Source organism: Bradyrhizobium sp. USDA 4473 (assembly GCF_054063335.1).
In genome coordinates this window covers 7,710,226-7,724,680 of record NZ_JBSSGE010000001.1, presented here as the reverse complement: position 1 = coordinate 7,724,680, position 14,455 = coordinate 7,710,226, and the positions used below count along the sequence as shown (strand labels likewise).

11 protein-coding genes and 1 pseudogene are annotated in these 14,455 nt (G+C 65.3%); 7 read left to right on the top strand and 5 right to left on the bottom strand.

Annotated elements, in window-relative coordinates:
• The first annotated feature begins 139 nt into the window (after positions 1 to 139).
• Positions 140 to 1,778, top strand: a pseudogene (locus ACVW17_RS36155) (isocitrate lyase).
• Positions 1,779 to 2,098: 320 nt separating this feature from the next.
• Here the strand turns inward: ACVW17_RS36155 and ACVW17_RS36150 are convergent.
• The 4 genes from ACVW17_RS36150 to ACVW17_RS36135 all read right to left on the bottom strand — a co-directional run bounded on the left by ACVW17_RS36150 (position 2,099) and on the right by ACVW17_RS36135 (position 7,182).
• Positions 2,099 to 3,313: a PepSY-associated TM helix domain-containing protein gene (locus tag ACVW17_RS36150; protein ID WP_456798714.1), complete on the bottom strand. Its 1,215-nt coding sequence runs from the start codon at positions 3,311 to 3,313 to the stop codon at positions 2,099 to 2,101.
• A complete protein-coding gene (locus ACVW17_RS36145) occupies positions 3,306 to 4,328 on the bottom strand; it encodes an extracellular solute-binding protein (RefSeq protein WP_456798713.1) in 1,023 nt (340 codons plus the stop codon). The genes ACVW17_RS36150 and ACVW17_RS36145 overlap by 8 nt, the downstream gene beginning before the upstream one ends.
• Before the next feature lies 1 nt (position 4,329).
• A complete protein-coding gene (locus tag ACVW17_RS36140) occupies positions 4,330 to 6,657 on the bottom strand; it encodes a TonB-dependent siderophore receptor (RefSeq protein ID WP_456799016.1) in 2,328 nt (775 codons plus the stop codon).
• Positions 6,658 to 6,948: 291 nt separating this feature from the next.
• The gene (locus ACVW17_RS36135; RefSeq protein ID WP_456798712.1) at positions 6,949 to 7,182 is read right to left on the bottom strand and encodes a hypothetical protein; all 234 of its coding nucleotides are present in this window, start codon (positions 7,180 to 7,182) and stop codon (positions 6,949 to 6,951) included.
• Positions 7,183 to 7,738: 556 nt separating this feature from the next.
• On the opposite strand from ACVW17_RS36135, the gene ACVW17_RS36130 reads away from it, so the two are divergent.
• The 6 genes from ACVW17_RS36130 to ACVW17_RS36105 are packed head-to-tail and all read left to right on the top strand — an operon-like array spanning position 7,739 to position 13,175.
• Positions 7,739 to 8,998: an aromatic ring-hydroxylating oxygenase subunit alpha gene (locus ACVW17_RS36130; protein ID WP_456798711.1), complete on the top strand. Its 1,260-nt coding sequence runs from the start codon at positions 7,739 to 7,741 to the stop codon at positions 8,996 to 8,998.
• On the top strand, positions 8,998 to 9,495 hold the full coding sequence (locus tag ACVW17_RS36125) for an aromatic-ring-hydroxylating dioxygenase subunit beta (protein ID WP_456749460.1): 498 nt from the start codon (positions 8,998 to 9,000) through the stop codon (positions 9,493 to 9,495). Before ACVW17_RS36130 ends, ACVW17_RS36125 begins: the two co-directional genes overlap by 1 nt.
• Positions 9,496 to 9,508: 13 nt before the next feature.
• Positions 9,509 to 10,303, top strand: a complete 795-nt coding sequence (locus tag ACVW17_RS36120; RefSeq protein WP_456749459.1) for an enoyl-CoA hydratase/isomerase family protein — start codon at positions 9,509 to 9,511, stop codon at positions 10,301 to 10,303.
• A 1-nt stretch (position 10,304) separates the two neighbouring features.
• Positions 10,305 to 11,054 carry an SDR family NAD(P)-dependent oxidoreductase gene (locus tag ACVW17_RS36115; protein ID WP_456798710.1) on the top strand — a complete coding sequence of 250 codons (750 nt, stop codon included), beginning with the start codon at positions 10,305 to 10,307 and terminating at the stop codon, positions 11,052 to 11,054.
• Between the two features lies 1 nt (position 11,055).
• Positions 11,056 to 11,985 carry an alpha/beta hydrolase gene (locus ACVW17_RS36110; protein WP_456799015.1) on the top strand — a complete coding sequence of 310 codons (930 nt, stop codon included), beginning with the start codon at positions 11,056 to 11,058 and terminating at the stop codon, positions 11,983 to 11,985.
• Entirely contained in the window at positions 11,982 to 13,175 is a 1,194-nt protein-coding gene (locus ACVW17_RS36105; RefSeq protein ID WP_456798709.1) for an acyl-CoA dehydrogenase family protein, read from the top strand. Before ACVW17_RS36110 ends, ACVW17_RS36105 begins: the two co-directional genes overlap by 4 nt.
• Before the next feature lie 112 nt (positions 13,176 to 13,287).
• Here ACVW17_RS36105 and ACVW17_RS36100 read toward each other — a convergent pair whose 3' ends face one another.
• The gene (locus ACVW17_RS36100) at positions 13,288 to 14,448 is read right to left on the bottom strand and encodes an ABC transporter substrate-binding protein (protein ID WP_456798708.1); all 1,161 of its coding nucleotides are present in this window, start codon (positions 14,446 to 14,448) and stop codon (positions 13,288 to 13,290) included.
• Positions 14,449 to 14,455 lie beyond the last annotated feature (7 nt).

The following is a 14,455-nucleotide window of genomic DNA, read 5'->3' as shown; positions in this document are numbered from 1 at the left end:
GCCTAATCCATGTAAGATTCTTACAACAATACAACGGTTTCTTGTAAGTTATGACAAGTTTTCCGCGCCAGGTCTAGCTCCCGACGGCGCCGCGGGTCACAAACGGTGCAGTTATTTCGTCACCGAAGGGATCACGGACATGAACTTCCAACCGCGCGGGATCAGCGACCGGGCCATCCAGGGACCGGCTTCGTATCAGAGCGAGATCGAGGCGGCCGAGGCGCTGCTCAAGACCAAGGATACCTGGAACGGCGTCACCGCCGAAGCCGTGGCGCGCATGCGCCTGCAGAACCGCTTCAAGACCGGTCTGGATATCGCCCGCTACACGGCTGCGCTGATGCGCGCCGACATGGCCGCCTATGACGCCGACAGCACCAAGTACACCCAGTCGCTCGGCTGCTGGCACGGCTTCATCGCCCAGCAGAAGCTGATCTCGGTCAAGAAGCACTTCGGCAATACCGACCGCCGCTACCTGTATCTGTCGGGCTGGATGATCGCGGCGCTGCGCTCCGAGTTCGGCCCGCTGCCGGATCAGTCGATGCATGAGAAGACCTCGGTGCCGGCGCTGATCGAAGAGCTCTATACCTTCCTGCGCCAGGCGGACTCGCGTGAGCTCAACGACATCTTCCGCGCGCTCGATGCGGGCGCGCAAGGAAGGCGACAAGGCCAAGGAAAAGGCGCTGATCGAGAAGATCGACAACTTCCAGACCCACGTCGTGCCCGTCATCGCCGACATCGACGCCGGCTTCGGCAACGCGGAAGCGACCTATCTGCTCGCCAAGAAGATGATCGAGGCGGGCGCCTGCGCCCTGCAGATCGAGAACCAGGTCTCCGACGAGAAGCAGTGCGGCCACCAGGACGGCAAAGTCACCGTGCCGCATGAGGTGTTCATCGCGAAGATCCGCGCCTGCCGCCATGCGTTCCTCGAACTCGGCGTCGAGGACGGCATCATCGTCACCCGCACCGACTCGCTCGGCGCAGGTCTCACGCAGCAGATCGCCGTCAGCCACAAGCCCGGCGACATCGGCGACCAGTACAACAGCTTCCTCGATTGCGAGGAAGTGACGGCGGCCAATGCACGCAACGGCGACGTCATCATCAACCAGAACGGCAAGATGATGCGTCCGAAGCGGCTGCCCAGCAACCTCTACCAGTTCCGTCCCGGCACCGGTGCGGACCGCTGCGTGCTCGACTGCATCACCTCGCTGCAGAACGGCGCCGACCTGTTGTGGATCGAGACCGAGAAGCCGCATATCGAGCAGATCGCCTCGATGGTCGATCGCATCCGCAAGGTCATCCCGAACGCCAAGCTCGCCTACAACAACTCGCCGTCCTTCAACTGGACCCTCAACTTCCGTTGGCAGGTTTACGACGCGATGAACGAAGCGGGTCAGGATGTCAGCAAGTACAACCGCGCCGAGCTGATGAAGGCGGAGTACGACGACACCCCGCTGGCGAAGGAAGCCGACGAGCGGATCCGCACCTTCCAGGCGGACTCGGCCAAGCGCGCCGGCATCTTCCACCATCTGATCACGCTGCCGACCTATCACACGGCTGCGCTGTCGACCGACAATCTCGCGCGGGAATATTTCGGCGAGCAGGGCATGCTCGGATACGTCAAGAACGTGCAGCGCGCGGAGATCCGTCAGGGCATCGCCTGCGTCAAGCATCAGAACATGGCGGGATCCGACATCGGCGACGATCACAAGGAATACTTCGCCGGTGAAGCCGCCCTCAAGGCGGGCGGCGCCCACAACACGATGAACCAGTTCGGCTAACCGAACGGATCATTCCGATCCTCGGCTGGACAGGCTGGCTTGCGAGCAGCCACCTGTCCGCCGACTTGACGGGGCGGTTTCGACCACTGGTCGAAATCGCCCCGCAACGTTTGCAGAGCCGCTTAGTCGCGATCCGCGGCAGCATTCACCGCTGTCGTCCCTGCGAAAGCTATCGAGTCCGTCATCCTGAGGAGCGCGTAGCGCGTCTCGAAGGATCGACGGCCACCGGCCGTGCATCCTTCGAGGCTCGCCCAGCGGCGCAATCGCGCCGCAAGGCTCGCACCTCAGGATGACGGTCTAGGTCGGCAAGTCGGAGAAGTTCATTCCCCCGCAACGAGGTGGCCGACCGGCGGCGGCGCGAGGCGGCGGTGCCTGCGGCGGGACAGATAGAGCAGCAGGCCGGTCACGGCGAACAGCGGCATCATCGCGGCCGCCAGCATGAAGGCAAGCTTGCCCGGCCAGCCCAGGACGGCGCCGCGGTGGATGTCGAGCACGCCTGCCAGCACGCGCTCGCCGAAGGTCTTGTCGGCGTAGCGATCCGAGGAGATGACGCGCCCGGTGACCGCATCGATCCTGAATTCGTCGCGCACGCTCTCGAGCGATGAATCCCGTGACCATGACCGCACGCGCACCGCCGTGCCTGCGCCGGCCGGCAGGGTCAACAATGCGCGTCCGTAATCGTTGTTCTCCTGCTGCAGGAACGCTGACCAGACGTGATCGAACACCAGCGGTTTTGCCTCGGCCTTCGCGTGCGCCCCGGCTTCAGCCTTGCCCTCTGCAGCGACCGTGCCGCGTGGTGATTTGGGTTGCACCGCTGCGGCAGTGGCCTGAGGCCGCGCGAACAGCCAGTTGGCGCCGGCCTTGTACCATTCGAACGAATACCACAGGCCGGTGAGCGTCATCACCAGATAGACCGGCAGCACCCAGGTGCCGATCACGGCATGCAGCGAGCGGTGCAGGCCACGCCCGCGCAGGCCGAGATTGGGCTTCAGCCACATCTTCACGCTGCGCGCGCGATGCGGCCAGCGCAGCACGAGGCCGGATATCAGCATCACGATCAGGCATATTGCGGCCGACCCGGTGATCTTGCGGCCAACGCCATTGCCGTCGCCCGGCAGCAGCAGCCAGCGATGCAGCTTGCGGACGGTGGCGAAGAAGTCCTCACCGCGCGGCGAACCGAGCACATGTCCGTCATAGGGGTCGACATAGACCGAAGACGGCCGCGCGCCGCCATCGCTGCGGGCAAAGCGGATACGCGCCGCGGCCGACGGATCGCTGGACATGGTGACGGCCGAGACCTTGCCGAAGTCGCCGGCTGTCTGAAGCCGCGCGACCAGTTCGTCCGGCGTCAGCCGCCGGGCGGCGCTGGCGTCGACATGCATCATGTGGCTGTTCAGGCTGGCCTCGATCTCATCCTCAAAGGCCATGGTCGCGCCGGTGAGCCCGACCACGGCCCAGAGCAGGGCCAGCACGAGGCCAACGACGGAATGGACCTGCAACAGCGCGGCCTTGATCGGGCGTCGGAGGTCACTCATCGATTCCGGCCTTTCGGATCAGGGCGATCGCGGCCGCTTGATGCGCGGCGATCTCGTCGACAGGCAGTGCATCGGCAGGGAACGATCCGATGCCCTCGACGATCGGCGGCAGCTTTGCGGTCGCAAGGACGGGATATTCCAGCTCGGCAGCGGCAAAGATCGTCTGCGCGTCGGCTGTGACGAGGAATTCGAGGAACGCGCGCGCGGCGGCCGGATGCGGCGCATGCCGGGCGATCGCCGCGCCGGTGAGGTTGACGTGACTGCCGCCGTCCGTGAATGCGGTCGGTACCGGTTTCACGGCATCCGCCCATACGCGCCAGTCATTGCCTTCACGGCCGTCGCGCAGCTGGGCCAGCGCGACCGTGTTGCCTATGCCGATGGCGCAGTGGCCTTCGGCGATATCGCGGGCCACGTCGTTGTCCTTGCCGGCCGGTTTGCGCGCGAGATTGGCCTTCAACCCGGCGAGCCAGGTTTCCGTTGCGTCCGTCCCGTGATGCGCAAGATAGGCTGCGACCAGCGCGACATTGTTCTGGTGCGCGGCCGGCCGCATGCACAATTTGCCGCGCCATTTGGCATCGGCGAGGTCTTCATAGGTGATTGCGGCGAGGGGATCGTCCTTGCGCGCGAACACCACGCGCGGACGGATGGCGAGCGCAATCCATTCGCCGTCCTTGCCACGCAGGTTCGCCGGCACCGCCCGATCGAGCGTGGGCGATGCAAGCGCCTGCGTCAGCCCGCGCGTCGCCAGTTGCGTCGTCTTGTCGAGACCGATGCTAAGCAGCACATCCGCCGGCGAATTGTCGCCTTCCGAAGTCAGGCGGTTGACCAGGCCGTCTTCGATGAAGACGGTCTTGACCTTGGTGCCGCGCGCGGCCGTGAAGGCCGCGATGACAGGCGCGACCAGATGGGCTTCCCGGGTCGAATAAAGCGTGAGCTCGTCGGCGCGGACGCTGGTGGCGAGCGCGGTCGTGGCCAGGATGGCGAGCAGTCCGATCGCTATCCGACCTGCGCGCATGCTAGAATTTCACCGTCGCCGAGAGCGAGAAGCGCCGCGCGTCGCCCATCGCCACGGCCAGATTGCTGACGGCCGAGGGATAGTAGACGGTGTCGAACAGGTTCTTGACGTTGAACTGGTAGATCACCGGGAAGCTCTGGACCTTGGTCTCGTAGGTCGCAAACGCATCCGCGACGGTGTAGGCCGGCAGCACGAAGCTGTTCGCGGCATCGCCGGGCCGGTCGCCGACATAGCGCGCACCGCCGCCGAGACGCAGCCGGCCGGGCAGGGTGGTGCCGAAATCGTAGACCAGATAGAGCGAGGCGGTGTTGAGCGCGACGTTCTGCAAGGCGTTGCCGGCGAGCGTCGGATCCTCGGTGACGCGTGCATCGGTGTAGGCGTAGCTGCCGATCATGCTCCAGCTGTCGGTCAGCCTGCCGGTGACGTCGAGCTCGACGCCGCGCGAGCGAACCTTGCCGGCGGTGCGGTACTCGACGATGCCGGTCGAGGCGTTGAGCTGCGAGACCAGCACGTTCTTCTTGTCGATGTCGTAGAACGCAAGCGTGCCGGAGATCCGCTTGTTGACATCGAACTTGACGCCGGTCTCCCACTGGGTGCCCTGTTCGGGCGCGATGTTGGAGCCGATCACGACACCGCCGGTGAGCGGCGCGATGGTCGAGGTCGGCTTCAGCGACTGCGTGTAGCTCGCATATAGCGAGACCTCGTCGGTGAGCTTGAGGATCGCGCCGCCGAGCGGCAGCACCTTGTCCGCCGACACGTTGGTGTTGGTGATGAACGGCCGACCCCTGCCGGCGATCTGGTCGTAGTCCATGTAGCGCACGCCGCCGACCAGCGCGAAGCGTTCGGTCAGATGCAGCGTGTCCTGGAAGAACAGCGACCACTGGCCGAGCTTGTCGGTCTGGGCGCTGTCGCTGGCGGAGACCGTGGTGCCCGGCGAGACCAGGCCGTAGACCGGGTTGTAGAAGTTGAAGCTCGGCGTCGCCTGCCGGATCAGATTGTCGCGATAGATCGTGCGGTATTGGCCGTCGCCGCCGAACAGCACCTCGTGGCGGAAACTGCCGAGCCAGACATTGCCCTGCAGATAGGAGGTGCCGTAGCTGGCATTGCTCAGCGAGCCCTGCGTGCCGTCATTGCTGCGGGTCTCGACGCCGGTCCTGGCGTTGATGCCGGTGATGCGGAGCTGGTTGGCGCTGAAGCTCTCGGTGTTGTAGCTGTAGGCCGCGAACAGCTTCCAGTCCTGGTTCAGGCGGTGCTCGACCGAGGCCTGCATCAGGTCGGAGGTTCCCCACATGTTGTTGAAGGGCTCGTCGAGCCGGCGCGTCGCGGGAATCGCAAGCGGTGCATTGTTGACGAACGCGGTGCCGCGGTCGAACGGCGTGATGAATTCGCGGTGCTCATAGTTGAGCTGCACGGTGGTGTTGTCGCCATACCAGGCCAGCGACGGCGCCACCAGCATCTCGCGATGCCGTCCGAAATTGCGCCAATAGTCCTCGCTGACGCCATAGCCGATGAAGCGATAGGCGAGGCCGCCATCGCCGATCGGGCCGGTGATGTCGACCGTGCCGTCGGCGCCGTTTTTGTTGTTGGCGTAGGTCGAGCCGAGCAGCGTCACCGAGCCGTGCTGGTAGAGCTCCGGGCGCTTGCTGATCGTGTTGACGATGCCGCCGGGATCCATGATGCCGTAAAGCAGCGACGCTGGACCCTTCAAGACCTCGACGCTTTCGACCGCCGCATTGAGGCTGCGGCCCTGCACCAACGGCATGCCGTTGCGCATGATCGAGCCGTCGCGGTTGTCGCCGAAGCCGCGCCGCATCACGGCGTCCTGGGTGCCGGCCAGCGTGTTGCCCTGGGTGACGCCGCTGACATTGGCCAGCGCATCATCGAGATTGCGCGGCAGCTGATCCTTCAACACCTGCTCGGGCACGACGTTGACGGTTTGCGCGGTGTCGAGCGGCGAGGCGCCGCTGCGCAGCGTGGTCGAACTCGGCATCGCGCGGTAGTGCAGCTTGGCTTCGTTCAGCACCGCGGCGGCTGCCGCCGCGCGCTGCGAGGGAGTCGGTGCTGTTGGTTGGGCGTTGCGGGCGCGCTGCCGTGCCGCGGCGGCCGCCTGCGTTCGCTGCGCCGACCGCGCCGAACTGGCTGCCGGCTTGCGCTTCTGGGTCGGCTGCTCCACCGTGACCGGCGGCAACGGCACGCTCGATTGGGCGCCTGCCGGGGTCGCCGCGGAGGAGACGTCGGCGAGCAGGAATGCTGCACCGATCAGCAGGTGGGTGCGGCCCTTGTCGGCGGCATTTCGACGGTCGCCGGCAACCCGGCGATCAGCATTCACAGGCACTCTTGGACTTCCGATTCACGCGAACTCATTCACGCCGCGCCTCTAGCAGTCGGCGCGCGCGAAAAGAACCGGAGCAGACTTGAATCCCTCTAACCGCGGTGAATTTGAATCGTTCTAAGACGCCGCAAGACTCGCGCGTGCGCGAGCCCTGCACCTCATGACTTGGTTGTCGCGATGACTTGGTTGTCGCGTCAGCGCGTCAATTGGTCGCGATTGTGGCGAGAGACGACAGTCGTCGTCCTGTCACGCCTCGAGCGTAGTGTCGCCCGTGTGGCGCGATGCGCCTTACGACAATGTCAGGCTGACAGGCGCCTTGCCGACCATTCCCGTACTGACGCCGTCGCGGGCCATCGATTCGATCTCGCCCCAGTTCTCGCGAAAGATTCGCGCCGCCTCGTTGGCGCTCTCGGCCTGGATCGTCAGACTGCACGCGCGTCGCGTGCCATTGCTGGCAAGCTGAAAGTAAAGGACATAGCCGGATGAGTCCGCGTTCCGCGCGGCCAACGGTGTCTGCTGCATGTAGGTTTTCCCCAAGTGTTCTTGTTGCGCCACCGGTAGTCAGCATTGGGCCGGGATGCGGCACAGTCGTGGTCGCGATCGAACCGAGCTGAACGTTTGTTCATTTTGTTTGCCGGTGTTGCCGGGATTCAACAGGCGATGGAACCGGCGATGCGCACGGTTGCAACTCAGCCGCGATCACGCCGCCGCGGCTTCAACTCTGGCGGCGTCGCTCACGCATCACCATCACGACGCGCCATCAGGTTCCCTCGATCGATGACAGCCACGGTCCGATCGCGGACACCGCGACCGTGATCGCACGCCCGTTGCCATTTGTGATCTTGCGATCATACCGAAATCGATCTCGCAGCCGGCGAGCGCGACGCCTCCGTGGACGGCGCAGATCGCGGCGACCGGCCAGGGGGATTGTCCCTCCGCGCTGGACCGGCGGTTGTGCGCCGTTCGTAAAGCCGCTTGCCGGCCCATGGCGTCCGTGCTATTAGTCGAACGACCGTTCGGATTATTATTAGTGACCGATAAGGCACCGCGGCAAGCGGCTGGCGAGGGAGACGGAGCGATGAACATGATGACCGGCGTCTCGCCATGGGAACGGCTGATCCGGCCCGACCGGGTGCACGGCTCGCTCTATACCGATCCCGAGATCTTCGAGGCCGAGCTCAAAAACATCTGGTACCGGACCTGGGTCTATGTCGGGCACGAGAGCGAGGTGCCTGATGCCAACGACTACGTGGTCAAGTCGATCGGCCCCCAATCCGTGATCATGACCCGCGACGAGCAGGGCAAGGTCAATCTGCTGCTCAATCGCTGCTCGCATCGCGGCAACCAGGTCTGCTCGTTTGAGCGCGGCAATGCGCGCTCGTTCACCTGTCCGTTCCACTCCTGGACCTTCGCCAATGACGGCCGCCTGGTCGGCTATGCCTTCCCGGACGGCTACGAGGGCCAGGACAAGTCACAGCTTGCGCTCGGGCGGGTGACCCGCGTCGAGTCCTATCGTGGCTTCGTGTTCGGCTCGTTCGCGGCCGAGGGGCCGACCCTGAAGGAGCATCTCGGCGGCGCCGCCGAGACCATCGATCGCCTGGTGCGGACTTCGCCGGGGGGCGAGGTCGAGATCACGGCGGGCTTCCTCAAGCATCGCGTCAAGGCGAACTGGAAGTTCATCCTGGAGAACGAGTGCGATGGCTATCACCCGGCCTTCGTGCACACCTCGATCTTCGGCGTCGCCGACAGCATGATCGGCAAGCTCTACGGCGGCGCCTCGACCGCACTGACCCGCGATTACGGCAACGGCCATACCGAGATCGACCTGCGGCCCGAGTTCCGCAAGCGCGATGCCCCGATGAGCTGGTTCGGCACCAGCGAGGAGCGGCTACCTGACTACACCGCGCGGATGAAGGCGGCTTACGGCGACAGCGCGGCGCGCCAGATCATGATCGACGGCACGCCGCATGTGATGATCTTCCCGAACCTGTTTATCGCCGAGATCCAGATGTTCGTGATCCAGCCGCTCGGCGTCGACGACAGCGTGCAGCACGTCACCGCGCTGCAATTCAAGGGTGCGCCGGATCTGAACCGGAGGCTGCGCCAGCAGACCATGGGCTCGGTCGGCCCGGCCGGCTTCCTGCTCGCGGATGATTCCGAGATGTACGAGCGCTGCCATCGCGGCGTGCTGGCGCGCAATCCGGAATGGATCTTCCTCGGCCGCGGCGAGAAGCGGGAACGGCAGGACGAGCAAGGCTTCACCGTCGGCCACGTCACCGACGAGGTGCCGTCGCGCGGCATCTGGACACACTATCGCAAGCTGATGGAGCCCAACTGATGCTGTCGCGCGAGAGCAGCGCCACGTTGATGAGCGCCATCACCGCCTTCCTCTTCCGCGAGGCGCGGTTGCAGGACGAGCATCAATACGAGGCCTGGGAAAGGCTCTGGACCGATGACGGCGTCTATTGGGTGCCGGCCAACGGCGCCGACATCGACCCGGAGCGGCAGATGTCGATCATCTACGACAACCGCTCGCGGATCGCGCTGCGCGTCCGCCAGCTGATGACCGGCAAGCACTTCACCCAGACGCCGCAATCGAATTTGCGCCGGCTGATCTCCAACATCGAACTGATGGACGAGCAGCCTGACGATGGCGACATCGCGGTCGCCAGCAACAGTCTCATTTTCGAGTCGAGCCTGCGCGACGACACGCTGTGGGCGGCGCGCAATGAATACCGGCTGCGTCATGTCGATGGCGAATTGCGGATGGCCAGCAAGAAGGTCGTCCTCGTCAACAACGACAAGGCGATCTACACGCTGTCATTCCTGGTTTAGGGAAGGTCTCGCCATGATCGACAAGGGCCCCGTCCTGCTCGACATCACCGACGGCATCGCGCGGCTGCGCCTCAACCGTCCCGATGCGGCCAACGGCATGAGCGCGGAACTGTTGAGCGCCCTGTGCGACGCTATCATGGTCTGCCACGGCCATCCGGATCTGCGGGTGGTGCTGCTGAGCGGCGAGGGCGCCAACTTCTGCGCCGGGGGCGATGTCCGCGCCTTTGCTTCCAAGGGCGAGAAGCTGCCGGACTATATCCGCCAGGCCACCGCCTATCTGCAGAATGCGGTGACCGGCTTGCTGCGGCTGGAGGCGCCGGTCATCGCTTCGGTGCAGGGCTTTGCGGCGGGCGGCGGCGGCTTCGGCCTGGTCTGCGCCGCCGACATCGTGATCGCAGCCGAGTCGGCAAAATTCCTCGCTGGTGCGACCCGCGTGGCGATGGCGCCGGATGCCGGCGTCTCCGTCACGCTGTCGCGGCTGGTCGGTCTGCGCAGGGCGATGTCGATCCTGCTGACCAATCCGGTGATCCCGGCGGCGGAAGCGTTGCAGATGGGCATCGTCACCAAGGTCGTGCCCGATGCCGAGCTCGCCGATGCGTCGCTGGCATTGGCGTGCGAGCTCGCGGCCGGCGCGCCGAAGGCACTGGCGGCGACCAAGCGGCTGGTCTGGGCCGGCACCGGCACCAGCATCGAGCAATGCTTGTCGGAAGAGGCGCGCACCGTCGCCGAGCTCTCGGGGATGGCCGACGCGCGCGAAGGGCTCGCCGCCGTGATCGAGCGGCGCAAGCCTGTATTCACGGGGCGCTGAAATGGCGACCCTGCCATTCGGGCGCCTCGATGGCCGCCGTGCCTTCGTCTCCGGCGGCGCGCGCGGCATTGGCGCCGCGATCGTGCGCAGCTTTGCCGGGGCCGGCGCCAGGGTCGTGATCGCCGATCTCGATGTCGCCGCGGCGTCCGAGCTTGCGCGCGAGACCGGCGCTGTCGTCGCCGGGCTCGATGTCAGCGATGCCACCGCGGTGCAGTCCGTAATGGTGCAAGACGGTCCGTTCGACATTGTCGTCAACAATGCCGGTGTCGATCAGCACGCCTTCTTCACCGACACGACGGCGGAGGATTGGACGCGGCTGATCGCCGTCAATCTCACCTCGGTGCTGGCCTGCACCCACGCCGCGCTGCCGGGGATGCAAGCGGCCCGCTTCGGCCGCATCATCAACGTCACTTCGGAGGCGGCACGCCTCGGCTCCAAAGGCGGCGCGGTCTATTCCGCGGCCAAGGGCGGCGTGATCTCCTTTACCCGGAGCATCGCGCGCGAGAATGCGCGCTTTCGGATCACCGCGAACGCGATCGCGCCGGGACCGATCCGCACCCCGATGCTGGAGCAGGCGGTCGCGAAAGGCGGCGACAAGATCCTGCAGGCGATGATCGGCGCGACGCTGCTTGGCCGGCTCGGCGAGCCGGAGGAGGTCGCGGCGGCCGCGCTGTTCCTGGCTTCCGACCAGGCCGCCTATATCACCGGCGAGACGCTCGGCGTGTCCGGCGGCATGGGCATCGGCGGCTGAGATGAGTGGCGCGGACGATATCGCCCTCACGCCGGTCGATCGTGCCATCGCGCGCCTGCGGGCGATCTATCGCGGCTGGTCCCGCGAGACATCGGTGGCGCAGATGCGCAGCGATTGGGACAATGCTTTTGCTGGCTGCACGGTGCCGGTGACGTGCCGGCCGGTCTCCGACGGCGTCGACGGAGAATGGCTCGTGCCATCGGATGCGCCGCGCGAAAAAGCGATCCTCTATTTCCACGGCGGCGGCTTTCGCATCGGCTCGGTCGCCTCGCACCGTGATCTGGCTGCGCGGATTGCCGATGCATCCGGCTGCCGGGTGCTTTCGATCAATTATCGCCTCGCGCCGGAGCATCGCTTTCCGGCGGCGCCGGACGATGCGCTGTTTGCTTATCAATATCTGCGCGATCAGGGACTGCGTCCGACGGATATCGCTTTCGCCGGCGACTCTGCCGGCGGCAATCTCGTGCTCAGCGCGATGTTGGCGGCGCGCGATCGCGGCCTGCCGCTCCCCGTCGCCGGCGCGCTGATGTCACCGTGGACCGATCTTACTGCTGCCGGCGCGAGCTACGAGAGTCGGGCCGAGGCCGATCCGATCCACCAGCGCGCGATGATCCTGGCGCTGGCGAAGAATTATCTCGGCGAGGATGCCGATGCCCGTGATCCGCTGGCCTCGCCGCTTTACGCGGATCTCGCTGGGCTGCCGCCGCTGCTCGTGCAGGTCGGCGACCGCGAAACCGTGCGCGATGACTCGATGGAATTGGCGGCAAAGGCGAAAGCCGCCGGCGTCGACGTCGAGCTACAGGTCTGGGACGGCATGATCCATGTGTTCCAGATGTTCCCGGAAATTCCGCAGGCTGGGGAGGCGATCGCATCTCTCGCGAATTTTCTGCGCAAGCATCTTCACATCGGCCATCAGAGGGCGCCACAATGAACGTCATGACCTCGGATCCGCGCCAGCTCTCAGAGATCGAATTCCATTTCCCGGAGCAGCCCAACCTGCCCGAAGAGCTGCGCATGCTGCGCGAGCAGGTCCGCCGCTTCGTCGAGAAGGAAGTGGTGCCGCATGCCGACGACTGGGAGCGCGACGGCAAGATCCCGCGCGAGATCTATCGCCGCATGGGCGCGCTTGGTTTCCTCGGCATGCGCCATGCAGCCGAATATGGCGGCACCGACATGGGGCCGCTGGCCTCGATGGTGTTCGCCGAAGAGCTCGGCCGCTCGAGCTTCGGCGGCTTCACCTCGTCGGTCCTCGTGCATACCGACATGTCGGCAGTGCACATCTCCTTGCGCGGCACGCCCGGACAGAAGCAGAAATATCTGCCGGCGATTATCCGCGGCGAGACGGTCTGCTCGATCGCGGTGACCGAGCCCGACGCCGGCTCCGACGTCGCAGGGCTGAAGACGCGGGCGCGGCGCTACGGCGATCATTGGGTGATCAACGGCGCAAAAATGTTCATCACCAACGCGGTCTATGGCGATCTCCTGATCGTTGCCGCGCGTACCGACCCGCACGCCAAGGGCAGCCGCGGCATCTCGCTGTTCATCGTCGAGCGCAATTTGCCGGGCATCACGGCAACCAAGCTCGACAAGCACGGCTGGCTCTGCTCGGACACCGCCGAGCTCGGCTTCCACGATGTGCGCGTGCCGGCGGAAAACCTGCTCGGCGAGGAGAACAAGGGCTTCTATGGCATCATGGAGACCTTCCAGAACGAGCGCATCTGCATCGGCGGGATCTGCGCCGGCGAATCCGCCAAAGCGATCGAGCTGACGACGAACTATGTGAAGACGCGGCAAGCGTTCGGCGGCCCGCTCTGGAACCAGCAGGGCGTGCGGCTGAAGCTCGCCCAACTCGCCGCGAAGGCGGCCGCCGCGCGCGCATTGGCCTATCAGGCCGCCGAGCTCGCCGCCGCGGGGAAGGAATGTCTCCGCGAAGTGTCGATGGTCAAGGCGCTGTCGCCGGAGGTGCTGCACGAGGTCGTGCATGGCTGCCTGCAGCTGCACGGCGGCTCAGGATTCATGCGCGGCACCGCGATCGAGCGCATGGTGCGCGACGCCCGCGTGCTGACGATCGGCGGCGGCGCCACCGAGGTGATGCTGGAAGAGGTTGCCAAGCGGATGTGAGGGGGCTTTACCTCGCCCCGCCTGCGGGGAGAGGCCGGATCGCATCGTGAGATGCGATCCGGGTGAGGGGGGTACACTACCGGGAGCGGTGAGGTAGGTTTGCGGGAGCTGTTCACTGCACCGGCTTGAAGCTGAGCGTCGCCGCGTCGGCCTGCATGATCTGCAGCTTCTGGTTCGAGAAGCGGACGCCGGGGCCGAAGCTGATCGGTGCCATCACGCCGGTCTCGATGTTCTTGGTCTTCTCCAGTTCTGAGATGGTGCAGGCCCAGGTCGGTTGCTTGCCGCAACGTTCGATCGCCGCGATCAACACTTTCGCCGCGGCGTAGCCGGTCATGGTGTAGCGGTTGATGCCCTTGAACTCGGCCTCCGAGACCAGCGGCTTGGCTTTCTCCAGGAACGCCTTGCCGGCGGAGCCTGCGAACGGCTCGACATAGTCGACCGCATAGATGCCGTCGCCGGCCGGGCCCATCAGTTTCAGCACCGGCTCGATGCGTCCGGGCCAGAAGATGCCGGTCACCGGCTTGATGCTGAGCTTCTCGAGCTCCTTCATCATCGCGATGTTCTCGGCGATGATACCGCCGGCCAAAAACACCTCGGCGCCGGACTCCTTCAGCTGTAGCATATCGGACGAGAAGTCCTGCTGGCCCTTCTTGTAATTGCCGCTGTAGACCACGTTGAGCTTCTTGGCCTTGACCACGGAATCGAATCCGTCGCGCACCGTGATGCCGTAATCGTCGTCCTGCGTGATCAGGCCCCATTTCTTGCCGGGGTTCCTGTCGGCGAGGAAGTTGACGAGGTGGATGATGCCTTCCTCGTAGGACTGCCCGACCACGAACACGTTCTTGCGCGGCGGCTCCCACAGGAATTTCACCGGCGCGACGTCGATCACGGTCGGAATGCCGGATTTCTCCAGCACCGGCATGACGGCGATCGATTGCCCCGAGCCGGAGATGCCGAGCATCGCAAACACCTTGTCGACGTCGATCACCTTCTTGACGCCCTGGATGGTGCGCGCGGTGACGTAGCCGTCATCTTCCAGCACATATTTGATCTTGCGGCCGTTGATGCCGCCGGCGGCGTTGGCTTCCGCGATCGCGATCTTGTGGCCGATCGAGGCGGCGACGCCAAGCAGCGCCGGCGGCCCGGTCAGCGGCTCGACGTCGCCGATCAGGATCTCGCTGTCGGTGATTCCGGGATCGGCGGCCGCCGCCGGACCGATGGTAAGACAGGCAGTGGTGAGCAGCAGCGCGGTCGCTGCCAGATATTTGATCATTGTCTCC